21 protein-coding genes are annotated in these 21681 nt (G+C 72.9%); 11 read left to right on the top strand and 10 right to left on the bottom strand.

The annotated features are described in order from the left end of the window. Positions 1–183: 183 nt before the first annotated feature. The 4 genes from ACH4OA_RS14670 to ACH4OA_RS14685 form a co-directional block, all read right to left on the bottom strand. Positions 184–1707, bottom strand: coding sequence for a trehalose-6-phosphate synthase (locus ACH4OA_RS14670; RefSeq protein WP_397969263.1), 1524 nt, complete (start codon positions 1705–1707; stop codon positions 184–186). Next, entirely contained in the window at positions 1704–2774 is a 1071-nt protein-coding gene (locus ACH4OA_RS14675; RefSeq protein WP_397936075.1) for a zinc-binding dehydrogenase, read from the bottom strand. Before ACH4OA_RS14675 ends, ACH4OA_RS14670 begins: the two co-directional genes overlap by 4 nt. Positions 2775–2882: 108 nt before the next feature. Then, complete coding sequence (locus ACH4OA_RS14680) at positions 2883–4082, bottom strand: acyl-CoA dehydrogenase family protein (RefSeq protein WP_397969264.1); 1200 nt, start codon at positions 4080–4082, stop codon at positions 2883–2885. A 201-nt stretch (positions 4083–4283) separates the two neighbouring features. Beyond that, positions 4284–5459 (bottom strand): IS701 family transposase, encoded by a 1176-nt coding sequence (locus ACH4OA_RS14685; RefSeq protein WP_397969266.1) that lies wholly within the window; start codon positions 5457–5459, stop codon positions 4284–4286. 488 nt (positions 5460–5947) lie between these two features. On the opposite strand from ACH4OA_RS14685, the gene ACH4OA_RS14690 reads away from it, so the two are divergent. Next, positions 5948–6577, top strand: a complete 630-nt coding sequence (locus tag ACH4OA_RS14690) for a TetR/AcrR family transcriptional regulator (protein ID WP_365881677.1) — start codon at positions 5948–5950, stop codon at positions 6575–6577. Between the two features lie 525 nt (positions 6578–7102). Continuing rightward, on the top strand, positions 7103–7687 hold the full coding sequence (locus ACH4OA_RS14695; RefSeq protein ID WP_397936225.1) for a ScbR family autoregulator-binding transcription factor: 585 nt from the start codon (positions 7103–7105) through the stop codon (positions 7685–7687). A 43-nt stretch (positions 7688–7730) separates the two neighbouring features. Here ACH4OA_RS14695 and ACH4OA_RS14700 read toward each other — a convergent pair whose 3' ends face one another. Continuing rightward, positions 7731–8804 carry a LysR substrate-binding domain-containing protein gene (locus tag ACH4OA_RS14700; protein ID WP_397969267.1) on the bottom strand — a complete coding sequence of 358 codons (1074 nt, stop codon included), beginning with the start codon at positions 8802–8804 and terminating at the stop codon, positions 7731–7733. A 181-nt stretch (positions 8805–8985) separates the two neighbouring features. Between ACH4OA_RS14700 and snpA the strand changes: the two genes are divergently transcribed. The 3 genes from snpA to ACH4OA_RS14715 all read left to right on the top strand — a co-directional run bounded on the left by snpA (position 8986) and on the right by ACH4OA_RS14715 (position 12312). Further along, on the top strand, positions 8986–9690 hold the full coding sequence (gene snpA / locus ACH4OA_RS14705) for a snapalysin (RefSeq protein ID WP_397969269.1): 705 nt from the start codon (positions 8986–8988) through the stop codon (positions 9688–9690). Positions 9691–9870: 180 nt separating this feature from the next. After that, on the top strand, positions 9871–10167 hold the full coding sequence (locus ACH4OA_RS14710; protein WP_397969271.1) for a hypothetical protein: 297 nt from the start codon (positions 9871–9873) through the stop codon (positions 10165–10167). Between the two features lie 150 nt (positions 10168–10317). Beyond that, on the top strand, positions 10318–12312 hold the full coding sequence (locus tag ACH4OA_RS14715; protein ID WP_397969273.1) for a glycosyltransferase: 1995 nt from the start codon (positions 10318–10320) through the stop codon (positions 12310–12312). Between the two features lie 338 nt (positions 12313–12650). Here the strand turns inward: ACH4OA_RS14715 and ACH4OA_RS14720 are convergent, their stop codons facing one another. Both ACH4OA_RS14720 and ACH4OA_RS14725 read right to left on the bottom strand, forming a co-directional pair. Then, positions 12651–13511 carry a carbohydrate-binding protein gene (locus ACH4OA_RS14720; RefSeq protein ID WP_397945327.1) on the bottom strand — a complete coding sequence of 287 codons (861 nt, stop codon included), beginning with the start codon at positions 13509–13511 and terminating at the stop codon, positions 12651–12653. Positions 13512–13547: 36 nt separating this feature from the next. After that, a complete protein-coding gene (locus ACH4OA_RS14725; RefSeq protein ID WP_397969275.1) occupies positions 13548–14486 on the bottom strand; it encodes a helix-turn-helix domain-containing protein in 939 nt (312 codons plus the stop codon). Between the two features lie 197 nt (positions 14487–14683). Here ACH4OA_RS14725 and ACH4OA_RS14730 point away from each other — a divergent pair, with 197 nt between their 5' ends. The 6 genes from ACH4OA_RS14730 to ACH4OA_RS14755 all read left to right on the top strand — a co-directional run bounded on the left by ACH4OA_RS14730 (position 14684) and on the right by ACH4OA_RS14755 (position 19830). Next, a complete protein-coding gene (locus ACH4OA_RS14730) occupies positions 14684–15667 on the top strand; it encodes a LysR family transcriptional regulator (RefSeq protein WP_397969276.1) in 984 nt (327 codons plus the stop codon). A 119-nt stretch (positions 15668–15786) separates the two neighbouring features. Then, the gene (locus ACH4OA_RS14735) at positions 15787–17154 is read left to right on the top strand and encodes a carbohydrate-binding protein (RefSeq protein WP_397969278.1); all 1368 of its coding nucleotides are present in this window, start codon (positions 15787–15789) and stop codon (positions 17152–17154) included. Between the two features lie 151 nt (positions 17155–17305). Then, positions 17306–18268 (top strand): alpha/beta hydrolase, encoded by a 963-nt coding sequence (locus tag ACH4OA_RS14740; RefSeq protein WP_365941795.1) that lies wholly within the window; start codon positions 17306–17308, stop codon positions 18266–18268. Positions 18269–18417: 149 nt separating this feature from the next. Beyond that, a complete protein-coding gene (locus ACH4OA_RS14745; protein WP_397936094.1) occupies positions 18418–18774 on the top strand; it encodes a PRC-barrel domain-containing protein in 357 nt (118 codons plus the stop codon). A gap of 35 nt (positions 18775–18809) precedes the next feature. Next, positions 18810–18983 (top strand): hypothetical protein, encoded by a 174-nt coding sequence (locus ACH4OA_RS14750; protein ID WP_365881519.1) that lies wholly within the window; start codon positions 18810–18812, stop codon positions 18981–18983. 130 nt (positions 18984–19113) lie between these two features. Continuing rightward, positions 19114–19830 (top strand): beta-glucanase, encoded by a 717-nt coding sequence (locus ACH4OA_RS14755; RefSeq protein WP_397969279.1) that lies wholly within the window; start codon positions 19114–19116, stop codon positions 19828–19830. Between the two features lie 99 nt (positions 19831–19929). Here the strand turns inward: ACH4OA_RS14755 and ACH4OA_RS14760 are convergent, their stop codons facing one another. From ACH4OA_RS14760 to ACH4OA_RS14770, 3 genes are read right to left on the bottom strand one after another with little or no spacing between them, the layout of a single operon-like run. Beyond that, positions 19930–20193, bottom strand: a complete 264-nt coding sequence (locus ACH4OA_RS14760; protein WP_397969281.1) for a hypothetical protein — start codon at positions 20191–20193, stop codon at positions 19930–19932. 52 nt (positions 20194–20245) lie between these two features. Further along, the gene (locus ACH4OA_RS14765) at positions 20246–20722 is read right to left on the bottom strand and encodes an MSMEG_6728 family protein (protein ID WP_365881513.1); all 477 of its coding nucleotides are present in this window, start codon (positions 20720–20722) and stop codon (positions 20246–20248) included. 43 nt (positions 20723–20765) lie between these two features. After that, complete coding sequence (locus tag ACH4OA_RS14770) at positions 20766–21647, bottom strand: SDR family oxidoreductase (protein WP_397945332.1); 882 nt, start codon at positions 21645–21647, stop codon at positions 20766–20768. Positions 21648–21681: the final 34 nt, after the last annotated feature.

Raw genomic sequence — 21681 nt, forward strand, 5'->3', positions numbered from 1 at the left:
TGCGTCCGGAGCACCCGGTGCCGCCGGTGCGTCCGTGGCCGGACCACGACCGTCCTGCCGGACTACGACCCGTCCTGCCAGGGGCGGTTGTCCTGCCGGGGGCGGCCATCGTGCCGGGTGGCGGCCGTCCTGCCGGACTACGGCCGCCCGGCGAGGCGGCCGTCCGGCGAGGCGCTCGGCCGGTCAAGCCGTTCGTCTGACCGGCTCCTCGGCCGGTGGGCGGTCTCCGAGCGCGCTCAGGAAGGACTGGGCCCAGTGGCCCACGTCATGGGTGAGGACCTGCTCGCGCAGCGCGCTCATCCGGCGTCCCGCCTCGTCCGGCGTGACGGACAGGGCCTGTTCCAGGCCCGACTTCACCTCCTCCAGATGGTAGGGATTGACCTGGTAGGCGCTGGTCAGTTCCGCCGCGGCGCCGGCGAACTCGCTGAGCACGAGGGCGCCTTGCAGGTCGTAGCGGCAGGCGACGTACTCCTTGGCGACGAGGTTCATCCCGTCGCGCAGCGGGGTGACGAGCATGACGTCGGCCGCGCGGTACAGGGCGGCGAGTTCCTCGCGGCCGACCGAGGTGTGCAGGTAGTGCACGGCCGGGCGGCCGACCCGGCCGAACTCGCCGTTGATGCGGCCCACGGTGCGTTCGATGTCCTCGCGCATGCGCAGGTAGTGCTCGACACGCTCCCGGCTGGGCGTGGCGATCTGCACCATCGTGGTCGAGTCCGCGCTGACCCGGCCCTCGGTGAGCAGTTCGTGCAGCGCGCGCAGCCGGATGTCGATGCCCTTGGTGTAGTCGAGCCGGTCGACGCCCAGCACGATCTTGCGGGGGTTGCCGAGTTCCGCGCGGATCTGTTCCGCCCGGGTGCGGACGTCCGCGCGCCGGGCCAGCCGGTCGAGTCCGGCCGCGTCGATGGAGATGGGGAACGCCCCCACCTTCACGCCCCGGCGGGCGGTGGGCTCCGCGACGCTGAGGAGCCCGGGGTCGTCGCCGACGTCCGATACGGCCCGTTCCACCCGCACCCCGGCCAGCCGTCGGGCCAGCCACTGGAAGTTGCGGGCTCCGCCCGGCCGGTGGAAGCCGATCAGGTCGGCGCCCAGCAGGCCCCGGACCAGTTCGGTGCGCCAGGGCACCTGCATGAACAGCTCGACAGGGGGGAACGGGATGTGCAGGAAGAAGCCGATCCGCAGGTCGGGCCGCAGTTGCCGGAGCATCGCCGGCACCAGCTGCAACTGGTAGTCCTGCACCCAGACGGTGGCGCCGTGGCCGCTGATGTCCGCGGTGGCCTGGGCGAACTTGCGGTTGACGTGGACGTAGGCGTCCCACCAGCTACGGCGGTAGCGGGGCGGCATGATCACGTCGTGGTAGAGCGGCCACAGGGTCGCGTTGGAGAAGCCCTCGTAGAAGCCGTCGACCTCGTCGGCGGTCAACGCGACCGGATAGAGCAGGAGTTCGTCGTGGTGCCAGGCGTGGGCCGGGGTGGTGTCATCCGCCGCGGTGCCGGTCCAGCCCACCCAGGCACCCCGGTGCGTGCGCAGGAACGGCTCCAGCGCGTTCACCAGGCCGCCGGGGCTGCGGCGCCAGCGCCGGCCGCCGTCGGTGCCGTCCGTCTCCAGGCTCACGGGCAGCCGGTTGGCCACCACGACGAGCCCCGCGCCGGCCGCGGTCCCCTGGGGGCCGGGTGTCGCCTCGGCCGCGTCCATGGGCTGTGGTCTCATCTGCGGAAGTCGACGATGGTCTTGAGGTCGGTGGTGGAGCGGTAGTTCTCGAAGATGTCCACCAGTCCGTCGTAGTCGTCGAACCGGTGCACGGTCGACAGCAGGGCCCGGCCGTCCACCACGCCCGAGCGCAGCATCTGCATGGCGGAGGCTATGACGTTGGCGGTCTTGTGCATGGGGAAGCTGGTCACGTCGAAGGGCGCGGAGCGGATGGTGATGCCCTTGGCGAGCATCAGCCAGGTGTCGAACTTCTGCATCTCCTGCGAGGCGCCGTAGAGGACGTAGCGGCCGCCGGCCTTGAGTTTGCGCATGGCGACGCGCCGCGGGTCCTTGGTCTCGTCGTCGACCTTGACGGTGGGCAGGGCGTCGAAGACGTAGTCGAAGGTGCCGTCGTCGACCGTCTCGATCAGTTCGTCGGGCAGGTAGGCCCGCTGGGAGAACTGTTCTTCCGCGAAGGCGTTGCGCGCCGGGTTGGAGTCCACCGAGACCACGGAGTTGGGCGCCAGGAGCCGCCGGATGATGCTGCCTGCGATGACGCCGATCGGTCCGGTGCCCATGATGAGGACCCGGTCGCCGATCCGCGGCGGGTTGGACAGCACCGAGCGCAGGGCGCCGGTCACCGGCTCGATGAAGGAGGCTTCGAGGTCGCTCATGTCCTGCGGGATCTTCACGGCGGCGGCGTGGTGGTCGTCGTTGAAGTCGCGGTCGGCGCGGAACACGTCCTCCTTGACCTGGCCGGAGAAGATCGGCCGGACGGTGCGGTACTCGGCGAAGCCGCCGAAGTCCGTCTGGCCCCAGTACACGATCCGGTCGCCGACCTCGACGCCGGCGCCCTTCTGGTCGAACTCGGGGCCGATGTCGATGATCTCGCCGAGGTACTCGTGCCCGAGGATCACCGGGTACTCGGAGGGGAAGAGGTGGCCTTCGAAGAAGGAGATGTCGGTGGAGCAGATCGACACGCAGCGTGTCTTCATCAGCAGTCCGTCCGCCGGAGTGGACGGGACGGGGAGGTCGGCCAGCACCGTCTTGCGCGGGGCGAGGAGTTGCACGGCCTTCATCGTCTGCATGAGTCAGTCCTCGTCATGTGGTGGGGCGTGAGGTCGGTCGGTCGTGCGGGTCCGGGGGGCCGGCCGGGCGCCGGGGCGCCCGTGGCCGGCTGAGCTGCGGCGGGTCCGTCAGCGCCGCATCACGAGGTCTCCGCCGAGCAGGTACTGCCCGACGGTCTCGAAGTGCATCGGGGAGAGCGTGATGTGCTTCGTGGCCGAGTGGACGTCGCGGAAGCAGCGTTCCAGCCGGCTGGTCGCGTACACGGAGGTGGCCCCGGCCAGGGTGAACAGGGAGTCCACCGCGGCCACGGCCTTCTCGGCGACGGTCGCGGCGGTCAGCCGGACCAGCGCGGTCAGCGCGTCACCGCCGTCGGTGCCGTGGGCGGTCGCCTGTGCCGCGGCGTGGGCGAGCAGGGTCTCCGCGATGTGCACCTCCGCCTGTGCCCGGGCCAGTTTCTCCTGGACCGTGTGGCTGGTGGCCAGGCTGCTCGAGGCGCCGGTGGCGGTCTTGCGGGCGGCCAGCGCCTTGAAGTCGGCGACGGCGTCCTGGGCCACGCCGAGGGCGGTGGAGGCGGAGGTGAAGGGACCGAAGTCGTAGTAGCCGATCGGGTACGCCCGGGCCGGGCGGTCGGCGGGCGGGCGGTGCATGTCCGCGCCGTCGACGGTGAACTCCTCGGGCACGTACACCTGGTCCACGTGGTAGTGGTTGCTGCCGGTGCCGCGCAGGCCGACGGTGTACCAGGTGTCGCGGATGTCGGCGTCCGAGCGCGGTATGAACAGCATGCGCAGGGCCGGGCCGGCGGCGGTGCGGCGGACCGTGCCGCCGTCGGTGACGTGGGCGGCGCACACGAGCCAGTCGGCGTGGGCCGAGCCGCTGGCGAAGGCCCACTCGCCGCTCAGCACATAGCCGCCCTCGACCGCCTCGGCATGGCCGGACGGGTTGACGCCGCCCACCACCAGGCCGTCGCTGTCCTGGAAGAGGGTGCGCGCCGTGCTCTCCGGCAGGTAGTCCGACAGCCGTCCGATGGCGCCCTGGACACCCATCTGCCAGGCGATGGAGGCGTCGAGCCGGGCGAGGGCCTGGATGACGGCCGAGCCGGTCTCGATGGACAGTTGTTCGCCGCCGAACTGCCTGGACACCCACATCCGCGGGATGCGCGCGTCGCGCAGCGCCTCGAACACGGGGCGGGGGGTGACCCGGTCGCGTTCGGCACGCTCGCGGTTCTCCTCGATGACCGGCGCGAGCTTCTCCACGCGCGTCAGCCAGTCCTGGGTCTGCCCGGAGGGCGGCGGGCGGAATATGTCGCCTGCGGCGCCGGCTGTACTCACGACAGTCTCCATTCGTCAGTACTACAACTTACGTACCGAAAGGTACGCAAGGAGGCGGATGGTGGGATCGAACAACGGGATGGTCCGGGAAGGCGGGGCTGTGACGCCCGGATCCACGGCGATTCTTGGCGCTGGCCGTTGCCGGGAGCAACCTCGACTTGCGGAAGTCGCAGGGCGGTTCGGGGCCGTCCGCGTCGCCCGTCAGGCGCAGACGCTGTGGGCTGCGGCGAGGGCCGGCGCGCGGCGCTGCGCGTGCAGGCGGGCGAAGGCGTGGGCGGCGGACGCCATCGTCATGTGATGGTGCCAGCCGGGAAAGGACCGGCCCTCGAAGTCCTGTACGCCGAACAGGCCGAGGTCACGGACGGCCGACTCGGCGGCGGCGTGGCGGGTCAGGGCGAGCACCTCCTCCGCCCGCCAGTCGGTCAGACTGGTGATCCAGTAGCGTGCGCCCTGCCGGCCGACGCCGGTGGGGCGCGCCAGGGCCCGGTAGACCCGCTGTCCGCCGGACTGTTCTCCCGCCCGGCCGGGCAGCCGGATGTCCCCGAGGTGGACGGTGAGCCGTTCCAGCCGGCCCGTGGCCGCCTGGCGCATCACGACCTGTGGCTGACGCACCGGGCTGCGCGCCATCAGCTCGCCGAGGCCGGCGGCGGAGGCCACGGCGGAGGCCGGCAGGACGGGTTCGGCCGCGCCGACCTCGCAGACGAAGTCCAGCCCGCGCCGGGCCAGTCCCTCAACGACGGCTCTGGCGTCCGGGGTCCGGCGCAGGTCGAGCACCCAGGGAATGCCCGTGAGGCCGGGGTTCACCGCCATGTCGGCGGCGAAGTCCAGGATGTGCTTCCAGGCGGGGCGGGCCGTGACGGACGCCGGGATGCGGGCCCGCGCCCGGCGTTCCTTGTCCGCGCACCAGGACTCCTCCAGCAGCAGACTCCAGTTCACCGGTACGCAGCCGCCCTCGACGGCCAGGAAGAGGCCCATCGCGCGCTGGCAGTTGACGGTACGTCCCAGTTCCGCGTCGAAGCGGCGGTGCACGCCCACGGAGTGCACGCCCCGTTTGGGAATGGTGAGTTCGGCCACGGTGCAGGCGCGGGGCATCCCCTGGGAGACCACGGTCCGCGCCAGGCTGCGCCGGACCGGGCCCCAGTCCCAGGGACTGGCGTTGATGAACTGCTGCAGCCCGTGGGCGGCGGCGGGTGCGGGCGAGACCTCCTTCGCCAGCCGTTGCAGCGTCTTCTTGCCCGGCACACTCAGCAGGGCACCGAGATACGCATGAGCCCAGCGGCGCTGGTCCGCGCGCTGGAGCGGTTCGAAGACCTCCTCGGCGAAGGCCCGGAACTCATAGGTGTCGATCGAAGTTGCGCCTAAGGTGCCCGACGGCATGTTGAAACCTCTCCCCCTCGCATCGTGCGCACCGGTCGATGGTGTGGTTCACGGTGCATATGCGCAATCAACCCCGAGACAAAATACCTTCTCAAACGTCAAATTCTTGAGACCGGTTGACGACTTTCCAACCTCCCCCGGCGACCTGCGGGAACGGACCGGCAGGCAGGTGCGCGGCAAGGGGCCGCCGTGTCCGTGGAAGCCGGGGAACGCGGGGCGGCCGGGCCGTCGTGCACGTGGTCCGGCGGTCGCTCCGGCCGTCCGGACGGTGGTGTGCGGGCGCGGGCGCCGGGGCCGCAGGGGAACAGCGATATCCGGCCAGCGAGCGGGTCCTGCTTTACCTGGACAAGACCCAGTCCTATACAACCGGAGGGAACCTGTGTCGGTTTCGGACAGCTCGGTCGACTTCGCTTGTGAGCCACCACGACGTTAAGAAAGGATTTCCTGGGGGTGGTTCCTGGATCTTTCCTGGAGTACGAAGGGGCACCGTGGTCAAGCAAGACAGAGCACGCAGAACTCACGAGTTACTGCTGGACTCAGCGGCAGCCGAGTTCGTCCGGCACGGTTATGCGGGGGCGAATCTCCATCGTGTCGCCCAAGAAGTCCAGATGACGAAGGGCGCCTTGTACGCGCACTTCGCGTCGAAGCGGCTGCTGGCCGAGGCGCTGACCGGACCCTTCGAGCACACCTGGCGGGACGTGCTGCGGCAGGCCGAACAAGCCGATGCGTCACCGGTGGAGAAACTGGGCCTCCTGGCCGCCGGCCTGGCCGAACGGCTGCAGTCGGATCCGCGTTTCCGTGCCGGTTTCCACCTCGTGAGCGAGGACGCGCGCGCCCACGGCCGGCTGCCGCGGGTGGCGCACGACCTGTGCGGCAGCGTCGTGAACCTGATGGCCGAGGCCCGGCAGCAGGACCAGCCGCTCGCGACCGCGGAGCCCGAACGGCTGGCCACCCTGCTGCTCGCGCTGATGTTCGGCGTCTACTACTCGACGCCCGAATGCCGCATGGACCGCTTCGGCGAACTGCTGTGCACGACCTGGTGTCAGGCCCTGGGCGCCGGACAGCCGGCCCTTCCCGCCCGGCGCGAGCGCCGGCCCGAGCCATGCCGGCAGGCTTAGCGAGAGCCGTCCGGACCACGCGGGTCCGCGGGGCCCGGCGCCGGGCCCCGATCCGGCCCGGGCCGGACGTGACCTTCCCGTATGCAGTCCGGCCGCCCTCGCCCTTACGCGCCCACCTCGCCGGCCGATGCGCCGTGCGGAGCGCCGCCGCCCTTTTCCCGGGAGGCTCGTTCCGGTATGCATAGGACGGTTTTCCGCCACCTGGGAGTACGGGGTTCACACTGATGGCCGTCCGTTACCGCGTCACAGCCGCCGCAGGCTCCGCGCGCGGCGCTCCGTGTCCCGCCCGCACACCTTCCCGGTCCCGTATCGAGACGGTCGCGGGCGTAGGGCCGCCGCCGGTGCCCACCGTTTTTTGAGAAGGTTTGCTCTGGAGGCACGCCAAGGCGACGCGTCGTTGATCACCAGTACGAGGCACGGGAGGCCTTCGTGAAACTTCCCCGCAACCACAACCCGGGCCACACCCCGTCCACGCCGTCCAAAGAACTCAAACAAGAACGCGCGGTACGGTCCCGGGACAAAATCCTGCTTGCCGCCGCTCGTGCGTTCGCCGAACGGGGTTACCCGGCCGTAACCATGCATGACGTGGCCGAACTCTCCGGAATGACCAAGGGTGCCGTCTATTTTCACTACGCCAACAAGGAGAACCTGGCCCTCGCCGTCACCGCCGAGTTCTACACCCGTCTGCCCGCCATCTCCGACGCCGTCGCCCGGCTGGCCCTGCCTCCCGTGGCCTCCGTGGCGGAACTGCTGCTGCGCACCGCCGCCGCGCTGCGCGACGAGCCGCTGATGAAGGCCGGGGCGCGACTGGAGATCGAGAGAGGCCTGATCGACGCCGAACTCCCCGTGCCGTTCGACGAGTACACCACCCTGATATCCGCCTGGCTCCACAGCGCGCGGGCCACGGGCGACCTGGCGCACGAGACGCCCCCCGACGCCCTGGCCCGGGTCCTGGTCTCCGCGTTCTTCGGCGCCCAGCACCTGTCCTGGGTCGTCAACGACCGTACCGACATCATCGAACGCACCCTGGAGGTGCTGCACGCCGTCGTGCCCTGCACCCGGGACCCGCGGCACATCAGTCCCTACCTGCACGGCCACACGGCCGCGTGAGCCGCCGCCGGTCCGCGCACCTCCGCGTCCGCCCGGCGGGGCCCTATCCCGTTCCCAGGTCGACCGCCACCGGGCGCTGGCGCGGCTCCGGTGCCGTGCGCGCGGTGCGGTGCTCGTGCCGGTGGCCCGCCGGGTGCTTGCCCGGGCACGGCTCGCGCTGCCGGGCGGCGGGGTCCGGCGCACCGCAGGCACGCGCGCGCACGAGCCACTCCCGGTAGGCCGGCGCCTCGTGCGCCACCGCCCAGTACGCCTCCTCCAACTCCGGGTAGGCGAGGTCGAGTTCCTCCTCGGTGCGGGCCGCCGCCAGCAGCCGTACCCCGATCGGGTCGCCCTCCAGCGGGCGGATCGCGAGATCGGGACGGGGGTGGGCGGTCGGCTGGCTCACCGTGACCACCTCGCCGGTCGCGGCCAGCGAGTAGGCGGTGAGGTAATCGCCGTGCAGCATCTCGGAGTTCAGGCCCGCCGCGCGCAGCACCCGGCACAGCGCGTCCCATTCCCCGTCGACCGTGGAGTCGACCATCCAGCGGTCGCCGGCCAGGTCGGCGAGGCGCACCTCCCGCCGTGGCGCCGCCGGATGGTCCGCGGCCAGCGTGACGAACTGCGGTTCCCGCTCGACCAGTACCCGCAGGCACAGACCGGGCGGGACGCGCAGCGGAGTGCCCTCGACCTCGTGCACGAAGGCCATGTCGAGCCGGCCGGCGGCGACCATGCCCAGCAGGGCGTTGGCGGACACGCTCATCTGGAGCGTCGGCTCGATCCCGGGACGGCGTGCCCTGAGCAGCCGCAGCCAGCCCGGTATGGCCCTGCTCGCCGTGGCGCCGAGGCGTAGCTGGAACCCGCCGGCGGCACGGGCGGCCGCCGCCCTGGTCTCGGTGACGATCGCCCCGAACTCCGCCAGCAGCGGCCGGGCCCGGCTCAGCACCGCAAGACCCAGCGGGGTGGGCCGGCAGCCGGTCCGGGCGCGCACGAAGAGCTGGGCGCCGAGCGCTCGCTCGATCCGCCGGAGCTGAGCGCTCAACGAGGGCTGCGCCAGGCCGAGTTCCCGTGCCGCTTTGTGCAGACTGCCGGTGTCCGCGATGGCGCAGAGAACGCGCAGGTGCCTCACCTCGAATTCCATGAAGGGAGCGTAGGGCGGCAGGGAAGGCGACACCAGATGTTCAAGTTCCAATGAAAGGGGACGAGTCGGCCGCTGATAGCCCGGCGCTATCCCCAGATGCCATCATCCCCCTCCGCCTCAGGCTGCCCGAGACTCACTGGCGACCGATCGTTCAACCCCACAGGACGAGAAGGAGCCCCCCATGGCGTCGTTCCGAACCAGCGTCGGATCGAAGACCTCCGGAAGACTGCTGACCGCGGCGCTCGGCCTCGGGCTGGCCGCGGCCGCGCTCGGCACCGCGAGCCCGGTGAGCGCCCAGGACACCACCGCCGCACCCGCCCGCACCGCCACCGTCGGCTACGTCGGCACCACCGAGAGCGCCGACACCAAGGCGTTCTTCGACGCCGTACTGAACTCGGTCGCCGAGCGGCAGGCCGACCAGCCCTCCCTGAAGGCGGTGACCGTCTACTACAACGCCTCCCAGGCTCCCAGCTTCCGCTCCCAGATATCGAGTTCCGCCTCGATCTGGAACAGCTCCGTGTCGAACGTCAAGCTCCAGGCGACCACCGGCAGCGCCGACTTCACCTACTACGAGGGCAACGACTCGCGCGGGTCCTACGCCTCCACCGACGGCCACGGCCGGGGCTACATCTTCCTGGACTACGCGCAGAACCAGCAGTACGACTCCATCCGCGTCACCGCCCACGAGACCGGTCACGTGCTCGGCCTGCCCGACCACTACAGCGGTCCGTGCAGCGAGCTGATGTCGGGCGGCGGCCCCGGCCCGTCCTGCACCAACCGCTACCCGAACACCACCGAGCGTTCCCGGGTCAACCAGCTCTGGGCCAACGGCCTCACCAAGGCCCTCGCCCGGCTGGACAAGGCAGAGCTGAACAAGGCGGGCTGAGCCCGCGCGACGACAGGGCCCGGTTCCCCAGGCCGGCCCCGTCGCCACGGTACGGACCACGGGCACGCAGCCCGCGGTCCGTACCGCTGTCCGCCCGCAACACTGCCGGTACGCACCGTGACGCGTGCTCCCGGCGCCGGGTTCCGCCGCCGTGCCGTCCGCGCGGTTAGGCTCGGTGGTGTGACTGGGACGCGGAAAGGGACCACGCCGGCGACGGACGCGCGGACCGCGGCCTCCGCGGCGGCGTTCCTCGAAGGCCAGGAGATCACGACGACGGGCTGCGGCCGGTGCGGCACGGAGATCTCCGGAGTGAACGGCAGATACGCCTGCGGCAACTGCGGCTGGGTCAACCACTGGTCCGAGGGCCACACGGAACTCCCCGCGCACGAGCCGACCGGCGGCACACCGGCCGGCGACGCTCCGAGCAGCGACCCTCCGAGCTGTGGCATCCCGCCCCGCGGTCTCCCGGCCTCCTAGGCCCCTGACCAGGCAGCCATTCCCCCGACACCCGGTGTCCATGATATGTTCACCGCAACCTAGAAGCTCCCCGTGCGTAAAAGGCTTCCATGGGAGAGACCGGAACACTCCATGGATTGGGGTTGCCCGGTATTTTTGGAGTGCACATTCATGCCCGGCGCCACTGTTTCGGTCATCATTGCCGCGTACAACGCGATGCCGTACCTCACACGCTGCATCACCTCCGTCGCGGACCAGAGCATCGGCCGTGACCGGCTCGAAGTGATCGTCGTGAACGACGGCTCCACGGACGGCACCGCCGCCGAGCTGGACCGCCTCCAGGGCCTGTACCCGGAGCTGCTGCGCGTCTTCCACCAGGAGAACTCCGGCGGCCCGTCCGCCCCGCGCAACGCCGGTCTCGACCACGCCACCGGCACGTTCGTGTTCTTCCTGGACGCCGACGACCACCTCGGCCCCGAGGCCCTGGAACGCATGGTGCGCATGGCCGAGGAGAACGGCACCGACGTCGTCCTCGGCAAGATGGTCGGCGTCGGCGGGCGCGGCGCGCCCACGTCGATGTTCCAGCGCAACCAGCCGCGCACGGACGTGTTCTCCTCCCGCGTCTACTGGACGCTCAACCCGATGAAGCTGTTCCGCCGCGACCTGCTGGAGCGGCACCGGCTGCGTTTCCCGACCGACCTGGCCATCGGCGAGGACCAGTTGTTCGTCGGCGCCGCCTATCTGCACGCCTCGGGCATCTCCGTGGTCGCCGACTACGACTGCCTGTTCTGGGTGCAGCGCGACGACGACGGCAACATCACCCGCCGGCTCAAGGGCTCGCAGCGGCGCCTCAGGTTCCTGCCGCGCATGGTCGACCTGATCCTGGAGAACGTGCCGCCCGGCCCGGGCCGCGACCACCTCGCGCACCGGCACCTGACCGTGGAAGTCCAGCAGATGCTCGCCGGCCACCTCGCCTACGAGCCCCGTGAGACCCAGCACAAGACGCTGGACCGGCTCGCGGAGATCATCGAGCCGCTGTGGCACGAGGGCATGAACGCCCAGCTCTCGGCCATGGCCCGGCTGCGGCTGCACCTCGTGCGCCACCGGATGCTGGACGAGGTGCTGGAGCTCGTGGCGTTCGAGAGGCAGCTGGCCCGCACCAAGGTCGCCACCCCGCTCCTGATCGAGGACGGCCGGGCGCTCGCCCGCTACCCGTTCCTGCGCGACCCCGAGCGCGCGGTCCCCGACGAGTGCTACGACGTTACCGCGCAGTTGGGCGTCCGCCACCGCGTCACCCGCGCCGAGCTGGACGGCGGCACGCTCCACCTGGCCGGACACGCCTATCTGCACCGCGTGGAGACCCGCGAGGTGGGCACCGAGCTGGTCCTGCGCGAGCGCGACAGCAAGGCCGAGTACCGGCTGCCCGTGACGCACACGCCGACGCCGGGACTCGGCGCGGACCAGGACGAGGGCCGGTACGCGTACGACCTCGCCGGGTTCGAGGCCGCCGTCGACCTCTCCACCGCCGCGGACGGCAAGCCGCTCGCCGACGGGCTGTGGGACATCTCCCTCGCGGTCGGCGCCCAGGGGCTGCGCAAGGAGGTCCGGATCGGCAGCAAGCGCGCCGAGAACGTCCCGGGCGCTCCCGTCACCCTCGTCCTCGGCGACGGCGAGGACCCGCGGGCCGTCACGCTCTACACCACCAAGCCGTACGGCAACTTCACGGTGGACCTCGGCGAGATCAAGCACAAGGTACGGCCGCTGCTGCGCGTCGAGGACGTCCGCTGGGCCGACGGCTCGCCCGCCGAGCTGTGCGTCAGCGGGCGGCTGCAAGTGGCCGCGTACCCGGCGGACTCGCTCGTGCTGGCCCTGACGGACGGCACCGGCGCCACGGTCGCCTGCGCGGTCCGTGAGGTCTCCGCCGACGGCGCCTTCCGCGTCCGCGTGCCGGTCGGCACCCTCCGGGCCGGGGTCTGGACGGCGGAGCTGCGGCTCGGACGGTGGACCTCACCGCTGCCCGCGCTGCCCGCGGACCTGCCCCCCGCCAAGTGGCGCCGCCTGGCCCTGCCCTGGTACGCCCGCCCGCTTCCCGGCTCCCCCCGGCACTTCGCCCTCAAGGTCGCCCGCACCGACCTCGTCAAGGCGGTCGCCAAGCGGCTGAAGTAGCCTGGCCCGCCCGGCGGTTCGAGCCGGGCACGCTGGCGGTCAAAGGAGCGGAAGAGGACCGACGACGGCGTGTTCATGACCGCCCAGGCCGTCAAGTTCTCCCGGGGCCTGTTGAAGCCCGGAGCCAGTGACGCGTACATCGCGCTGAGCCGCCGCGTAGCGCTCACCGCCACGTACGCGGACATGGCCGGACTGCCCAAGAGTCCCCTCGACCTCCTCGGCCGGCCGCTCGCCGCGGGCCACGGGCTCGTCAGCGGAACGGCCGGCCGTGCCAGGGCGCGGGCTGGCGCCGCGCCGGTCCCCCCTCGAAGCCGGCGCGGCGCCCGGGTGACAGCCGCTCAGCCGGCCCGCCACAGAGCGGGCACGACCGGCGGCTCCCAGCCCGGCTGGGCCGTGTGCGGCTGGAGGCAGACGTAGCCGCGCCCGCCGTACGTGACCTGGTCGCCCGCCCGGTAGGCCGTGCCCGCCGCCCAGGTGCCGCCGGGCGGTGTGGGACCGGGCCCGGGGCCCGGACCCTGCGCCACGTCGAGGACGAAGTCGAACGCCGCCTCCCGGCCGCCGCTGCCGTCGCGCACGGTCATCAGCAGCCGTGGGTCGAAGATGGTGTCGGTGTTGTTGCGGGGCTCGTTCGGGAAGTACAACTGCGTGGTCAGGACGGGCCGGTTGGGGGCCTGCACCTTGACGTGGAGATGGCGGGTGCGGCCCGGGTAGAGACCCGGCACGATCGTGGTGAGCGCGTAGGAGCCGCGCGAGTCGGTGAACTGGTGGCCGCGCAGCCGGAACCCGGTGTTGTCGTAGGCGCCGTTGCCGTCGGCCTGCCAGAAGTCCAGCAGGACGCCGGCCAGCGGCTGGCAGGCCCGGCCGAAGACATAGCCGGTCACGGTGAGCCGGGTGCCGGGCAGGCCCGGCTCCAGGAGGCTGGTGCGCTGCGGTGAGTTGGGCTTGAAATAGGGTCCCTCGATCTGTTCCGGGGTGGGGTCGTCGCCGTCGTCGCACGACGGGGTGAGTTCGGGCGCCGTGCCGCTCGCGGCCAGGGTGCGGGCGAGGGCGGGGCCGCCGGTCAGGGCGAGCGGGATCGCGGCGGTGGCCGCGAGTGCCGCGCGCAGCACCGTCTTGCGTCCGACGAGCCGGGGCGTGCCCGAGTCGTCCCGCGCCTGCGTGCCGTCGCCGTCGGCGCCGTGGGTACCTGCTCCGTCCATGTCTCCTCCTCCTGTGGGGGCGGATCGGCAACGAACCTAGGCGCGGGCCGGCGGGGCCGCGAGGGACTGATGAGGGCGGCTGTGGTGTTTTCGGAAGTCGCCCGGACTGGTGCCGGTCTCCCGCCGGAAGAACCGGCTGAAGTAGGCGGGGTCGGTGAATCCGGTGCGGGCGGCTATCTGCCGCACCGACAGCTCGGTGTGGGCGAGCAACCGCTGCGCCTGGCAGGCGCGCGCCTCGATGAGGAGCCGTCCGGGCGGCCTGCCGGTCGCGGTCCGTACGGCCTGGGTGAGGTAGTGGGGCGTCACGCCCAGCCGGTCGGCGCACTGCCGTACGGACCAGCCCGCCGCCTCGGGGCGGGAGACCAGCCGGGCGAACGCCTCGGCCACGGCGGCCGGCCGGCCCTGGGCGCGCGGGTCGCGGCCGGCGGCGGTACGGCCCGGCAGCCGGGCGGCGCGTACGACGAGCACGTGGAGCAGCGAGCGCAGGACGCTCTCGTGCCCGGGAGCCCGCTGCCGGTACTCCGCGACGAGTTCGGAGATCAGCCGCCGCATGGACCGGTCCTGCTCGGGGTCGAGGCCGAACCAGCAGCGCTCGCCGAGTTCCCGCAGCACCTCGCGGTCGCCCGGGTGGTCCACCAGGAAGTCGTCGGTGAAGAGCACGAGGGTGCCCTCGGGCCCCCGGCCGCCCTCCCAGTGGTGCACCTGGCCGGGCAGGATCACCGCCAGGTGCGGCGGCCGCAGCGGCCAGCGGGCGAGGTCGACGACGTGGGTGCCGGAGCCGGCGCTGACGTGGACGATCTCGTAGAACGTGTGCCGGTGCGGCCGGTCCCAGCGGGACAGCGGTCCCACGGTCTCGAAGGAGCCGGCGGCGAACGGCACGGCCCCCGGCCCGGTCACCTCCAGGCGGTGCAGGGGCACGTCGCCGGCCGCGGGCGGCGCGCCGTGGGTTCCCGGTAACACGGTGGTGCTGCGCATCGGTCGTGCTCCCCTCTCTGCGACCTGCCGGGTCGCTCGTCGGTGCCGTACGGGCGCGGGTCAGGTACAGACCAATCTCGTCGGTGACCCTGCCACGGGCCGGGGACGCCGGGGAACAGCGCCTTCGGCACCTCCCCGCTCCCACTGGTCCGTACCAACCCCTTGCCCCGGGCCCGCCCGCACCGCAAGCTCCCCTCATGGAGCTGGAGTTGCGGCATCTCAAGACCATCCGAACCATCGCGGAAGCGGGCAGTCTGACCAAGGCGGCGACCGCGCTCGGCCTCGCCCAGCCGGCGCTGAGCGCGCAGCTCAGGCGCATCGAACGGGCCCTGGGCGGTGCCTTGTTCGAGCGCGGGCGCTACGGCGTGCGGGCCACCGCTCTCGGTGAGCTGGTCCTGGAGCGCGCCCGGATCGTGCTGCCCGCGGTCAGCGAACTCCAGCGGGAGGCGGCCCGGTTCGCGCGTACCCGGCGCGACGGGCTGCGGCTGCGGCTCGGCGGCACGCACGGGCCGCTGCTGGGCGCGCTGGTGGACCGGCTCGCGGACGCCGTGCCGGACACCACGGTGACCACCTGCACGTCCTGGTCGGAGCGGGAACTCGCGGAACTGCTGGCGGAAGGGCGCCTGGACTTCGCGCTGGCCGGCGTCTGCGGCTCCGCCGCGCCGCCCGACGCGCCGCAACTGGTCTGGGAGCAGATCGCCGTCGACCCGGTCTTCGTGATGCTGCCCGACGGCCATCCGCTCGCCCGTGGCCGGGAGGTGGACCTGACCGCGCTCGCGGACGAGGAGTGGGCGTGCGTCCCGGGCGACGGCTGTTTCGGGGACTGTTTCACCGTGGCCTGCGCCCGGGCCGGTTTCACGCCCCGGCGCATGTACGAGACGGACACCGCGTCCTGCGTCCATCTGGTGCAGGTGGGCCGGGCGGTGGGCCTGTGCCGGGCCACCTTCCCGCCGACGCCCGGGCTCACCACCCGTCCGCTGGCCGGGACGCCGCTGGTGTGGCGGCACCTGCTGGGCTGGCATCCGGCCGGGCAGCGGGCGGAGACCGCGGCGACGGTGCTGGCCCAGGCCCGCACGGCGCACGCCGGCGCGGCGGCCCGCAGCGACAGCTACGCGCGCTGGCTCGCGCGGCGCGCGGAACCGCAGACCGCGGTCCGCCGCCGCGCCGGTCTCGCGTCCTGACCCACCGGCGCACGGGCCGGGGCCATAACACGGGGGCAGGGGGTCGGCCGACGTCTTACGGGCCGGGGCGGGATCTCCCTACGGTTTCGGCACCCCACCGAATCCGAGGAGACCTCCGCATGCTCCAACGACACCTCAGAGCCGCGTGCGCCGCCACCGCGGCGGCGGGCGCCCTGCTCGTGGCCGGGCTCAGCGGCTCCGCGAGCGCCCAGGCCGCCGTCCCGCCCGCCCCGCCGACGGCGGCCGGGACGCTCCGCACCGACGCGGCGCCGCCCGCGCTCCTCGGCGCGCTCCAGCGGGACCTCGGTCTGGACCGGCGCCAGGCGGAGCACCGGCTCGCCAACGAGGCCGAGGCGGGGGCCGGCGCCGGCCGGCTGCGGGCCGCGCTGGGCGCGGACTTCGCCGGCGCCTGGGTGAGCGGTCCGGAGTCGGAGACGCTGACCGTGGCCACGACGGACCCGGCCGACGCGCCGGCGATCCGGGCGCGGGGCGCCCGCGTGGTCGTCGTGGACCACTCCCTGGCCGCGCTGGACGCCGCCAAGGCGCGCGTGGACCGCGCCGCGGCCCACCACGCCACCGCCGACACCCCGGTCTGGTACACCGACGTGCGCACCAACACGCTGGTGGTGGAGGCACTGCGGCCCGCCGCGGCCCGCTCCCTGCTCGCGGCGGCGCACGTCGACGCCTCCCTCGCCCGGATCGTGAAGTCGGCCGAACACCCCCGGCCGCTGTACGACCTGCGCGGCGGCGACGCGTACTACATCGGCAACAGCAGCCGCTGCTCGATCGGTTTCCCGGTGACCCGGGGCACCCAGCAGGGCTTCGCCACGGCCGGGCACTGCGGGCGGGCCGGCAGCACCACCACCGGTTCCAACCAGGTGGCGCAGGGCACCTTCCAGGCGTCCGTCTTCCCCGGCAACGACATGGCGTGGGTGGCGGCCAACGCGAGCTGGACCGCGACGCCGTACGTCAACGGCTCCAGCGCCCAGGTCGCGGGCTCCACACAGGCGACGGTGGGCTCCTCCGTGTGCCGCTCCGGTTCCACCACGGGCTGGCACTGCGGCACGGTGCAGCAGCTCAACTCCAGCGTGACGTACCAGGAGGGCACCGTCAGCGGCGTCACCCGGACGTCGGTGTGCGCCGAACCGGGCGACTCGGGCGGCTCGTTCATCTCGGGCAGCCAGGCGCAGGGCGTCACCTCGGGCGGTTCGGGCAACTGCACGAGCGGCGGGACGACGTACTTCCAGCCGATCAACCCGATCCTCCAGTCCTACGGCCTCACCCTGGCCACGACCGGGACCGGCCCCGGCGGTCCGGAGGACCCCGGTGGCCCGGGCGACCCCGGCGGCACCTGGGCGGCCGGCACCGTCTACCAGGCGGGCGCCACGGTGACGTACGGCGGTTCCACCTACCGCTGCCTGCAGACGCACCAGGCGCAGCCGGGCTGGGAGCCGCCGAACACACCGGCGCTGTGGCAGCGGGTCTGACCGGCCGGTGGGACCGGGCGCCGCGGTCAGGGAGGCCGGCCGGCGGCCCTGGGCAAGCCGTCGCCGCCCACGGCGGCGCGGAGCCCGGGGAGCCGGCCGCCACCGGACCGTGCGCCGCCGCCCGCGGATCACGGCGCGTACCCTCGTGCCCATGGTCGAACATCGCATGGTGGACGTGAACGGCGTACGGCTGCACATCGCCGAGCAGGGCGACGGCCCGCTGGTGGTACTCCTGCACGGCTTCCCCGAGTCGTGGCACTCCTGGCACCGCCAGTTCGGCCCGCTGGCCGAGGCGGGCTTCCGGGTGGTCGCGCCCGACCAGCGCGGCTACGGGCGCAGCGACCACCCGGAGGCCGTGGACGCGTACACCATCCTCCATCTGGTCGGCGACGTCGTCGGGCTGATCCAGGCGCTGGGCGAGGAGCAGGCGTACGTCGTCGGGCACGACTGGGGCGCGCCGGTCGCCTGGCACACCGCGCTGCTGCGGCCGGACATGGTGCGCGGGGTGGCCGGTCTGAGCGTGCCGCCGCCGTTCCGGGGGACGCGTCCGCCGCTGCGCGCCATGGACGAGATGTTCGGCGGCCGTTTCTACTGGAACTACTTCGACCGCCCCGGTGTCGCCGACGCCGAGTTCGCCGCGGACACCCGTACCGCGCTGCGCAAGTTCTTCTACACGGCGTCCGGTGACGCTCCCGGCGCCGGTTCCGGCCTGCAGCCCCTGGTCGATCCCGAGCGCGGCTGGCTCGCCACCATGCCGGATCCCGAGGTGCTGCCGGAGTGGTTCACCGAGGAGGATCTCGACGCGCTCACCGAGAGCTTCGCCCAGGGCTTCACCGGGGCCCTCAACTGGTACCGCAACCTGGACCGCAACTGGGAGCTGACCGCTCCCTGGCACGGCGCCGTCGTCACCCGGCCGGCCCTGTACGTCTACGGCGACCGTGACGTGGTCCCCGCCTTTCCCGGCACTCCGGAACTCATCGAGCGCCTCCCGAAGCTGATGCCCAGCCTGTGGCGGCCGCCCGTGAAGCTGGCGGGCTGCGGCCACTGGACCCAGCAGGAGCGCCCGGACGAGGTGAGCGAGGCGCTGATCGAGTTCTTCAAGGCGTGCCCCTGACCTGATCCTCCCCGGCCGGGGCGGAGGGGCCGGCGGCGCGTCGCGCGCGGCGAGCGGCCGGCCCCGGTCCGGTACGCCTTCCGGGCACTTCATGCCGCAAGCGGACATCCCCGGGCCGTGAAGGGGTACTCCCTGCACAGGAGGTTCCGATGTTCGAGGCATCCGATATCCGCGAGTGGCGCAATCACGACGTCGTCGACACGGACGGTCACAAGATCGGCGTGCTGGAGTCCGTCTACGTGGACACCGCCACCGACCAGCCGTTCTTCGCCACCGTGACCATGGGCCTGCCCACCCGTCGCCGTCTGGCCTTCGTCCCCCTCGACGGTGCCCGGGTCGGTCCGGGCTACCTGAAGGTCGCCTACGGCAAGGACCAGGTCAAGAAGGCGCCGTCGATCGACACCGACGGCGAACTGCCGGCCGCCGAGGAGCCGGCCGTCTTCGCCCACTACGAGCTGCCGTACGCACCGGGCGCCGGCGGCGAGCGGCGTCTGGGCCGCCGCTGACCCACCGCACCACCGGGAGATCCAGGGAGAAGCCGATGATCGTGTTCCTGCTGCTGATCCTCGCCGCCGTCGTCCTGGGCATCATCGGATTCGCCGTCCACGGCCTGTTCTACCTGCTGGTCATCGGAGCCGTCGTGCTCGTCCTCGATCTCGTCTACGCCGCGATGCGCTTCCGCCGGGGCGGCAGGAGGCACCGCGTCGCGCGCTGAGGGCGGGGCGCGGCCTGCCACGGCCCCCTGCTCCCCTTCCGGGACCGCGTTGTTCACTCACACGGGTAAGACTCGCCGAGGTGAGCGGGCCCGGACGCATGTCCGGTCCGTCGCCGGTGAAATACCGGGCATGAACGAACCGACCACGGGCGCCCACGTGCCCGCTCCTCGTGACCCGCCCCCGACCGACACCGTGTTCACAGCCGACTTCGGCTCCACCGCGCAGTGGGTCGCGGGCCGCTCGTCGGCCTATCCGGACGACGGCCCGGTCAATCCGGACGACGACAAGCTGGACTATCTGGTAGCCGACGCCGACCACAGCCGCTCGGGTGTCTTCCGGGCCACCCGCCGGCCGGACGGCGACTGGAACACCGGTCTGCTGACCACCGAGGGCAGCGACGAAGGCTTCACCCTGGAGACGGGCGACGTGCTTCAGGCACGGGTGCGGCTGCCCACGGAGACCGGGGCGTGGCCGGCCATCTGGACCTGGCGGGACGGCGGCCAGGAGATCGACGTCTTCGAGTACCACCCGGACAACCCGGACCTGCTGGAGTTCACCAACCACGTGCGCCACGCCAACCGGTACCTGCGCGACGACGCCGTCCAGCCGGGCGCCTGGGTGCACCTGCGCACCGAGTTCGGGCGCCGCTCGGTGGTGTGGTGGCTGAACGGCACACAGGTCTTCGCGGACCGGCGGGGCGTGGGGCGCCGGTGGCACGCCTACCTCATCGTCAACCTCTCGGTCTGCGCCGGGCGCTACCACCCGCCGCCCGCGCCGGAGACGACCGAGATGACCTTCGAGGTGAGCGGCCTGGTCGTACGGCGTCCGGCGCAGGACGGGCCGTAGAGCCCGGCGACGGCCGTACGGCGTGGCCGCGCGACAGCCGTTCGGCGTGGCCGCACGCCGTCCGCGTCCCGGCGCCCGTCCCGCGTGCGTTCCCGACGGCTACCGGCCGGGGTCCCCTTCCTCACCGCCCCGCGGCCGGTCGTCGTCGGTTCCGGCGTCCGCAGCGGCCTGCCGGCGTTCCTCCGCGCCGACTCCGCGCAGCGGTTCACCGGCCGACGTGCCGCTCCCGGGCTGGTAGCCCTCCCGCGCGCTCGCCGTGCCCGGGACCGTCCGCTCGCGGGCCTGGCTCTCACTGCCCGAGTGCGCCCCGGGCTCCTCTTCGTCGCGGGCCCGGTCGTAGGGCTCGCCGGTGTGTCCGGTCATGGCGTCCTCCGCTCCGCTCCTGGGTCCGCCCGGGTGCCCACGCCGCGCGCGGTCATGCGGCCGGGCCCTCCCGGTCCGAGGGTGGCCACACGTACGGCAGGTCGTCGGGGACGCCGGGGAACAGCTCGGCGTAGGTCTCCCGGTCCTTGCGGACCAGCGCGGACTGGTGGCTGCGGTGGAAGGCGGCGTCCCCGAGCCACGGCGGCAGCTCGGCTGCGGCGGCCAGCCCGGCCTGGTCGCGCACGGGGGCGCCGGGGCGGCAGCCGGCGTATCCGGCGACCAGGGACGCGGCACAGCTGTCCTGGTGTCCCCGCTCCCGCCACACCCGGCAGATCTCCAGGCCGTAGCGGACCAGGGCCTCTTCGTAACCGTGCCACATCCGCACCGCCGGGTGCCTGCGCCAGCCGTAGCCGGGAACGGTCAGTCCGCGCAGCACCTGGAGCGCCTCGACGCGCTGTTTGCCCAGTCTGCGCCGGTCCAGCAGCAGGGCGGAGCGCCGGAAGTCGGGGTCGGGCAGGAACGTCTGCATGGGCGCCGTCCTCGGGCTGCGCGGATCGTGGTGCCGGGCCGGTTCAGCGGGCGGGCCGGCTCGCCGCCCGGTCGGCCTCGCCGCCGGCCCCGAGCGGGCCGGTCGGGCGGAGCGCTCCCTCGGCTTCCAGGCGGGACAGGGAGCGGCGGGCGCGGCGCAGGACCAGCGGGGGCAGGACGGCCCGCACCGGCTGGACCAGCCGCAGCCACGGCGGGGCGTACACGGCCGTGCGCCGGTGCTCCAGGCCGCGCACGATCCGCGCGGCGACCTCCTCGGCGCCGTACACCCGCCGGGCCGGGCCCGGCATGTGCCCGCGCAGTTCGCGCAGGACGGCGTACTCGTCGGCGTCGCGCACCATGTCGGTGTCGGTCCAGTTCAGATAGGCGATGCCCACGGCGACGCCGTGGCCGGCGACCTCGGGGCGCAGCGCGTGCGCGAACGCCTCCACGCCCGCCTTGGAGGCGCAGTAGGCGCTCATCAGCGGGGCCGCGCCGAGGGAGGCGAGGGAGGCGATCTGCAGGTAGTAGCCGGCCGTGGCCCGCAGGTCGGGCAGGAAGACCCGGGCGGTCTGGGCGCTGCCCGTGAGGTTGACGTCGACGACCCGGCGCCACTCAGCGGGGTCCGTGGCGGTGAACAGGCCGCCCTGCGCGATCCCGGCGTTGGCGATCACGACGGACGGCGTGCCGAGACGGCGGCGTATCTCCCGCGCGGCCCGTTCCAGGGCCGGCAGGTCGGTCACGTCCGCCTCGACGGCGAGGGCCGGTCCGGGCAGGCGCGCGGCCAGGTCCGCCAGCCGTTCCTCCTCGTGTCCGACGAGCGCCGGCCGTGCCCCGCGCCGGGCGACTTCCCGGGCGAGGGCGGCGCCGACGCCGCGTGCGGCACCGGTCACCACGACGGTCCGGTCCAGCAGAGGACTGTTCGGCACGGCTTCGCTCCTCTCTCCTGGGCGCCGGCCGTCC

Source organism: Streptomyces sp. NPDC017095 (assembly GCF_044332325.1).
Lineage (GTDB): Bacteria > Actinomycetota > Actinomycetes > Streptomycetales > Streptomycetaceae > Streptomyces.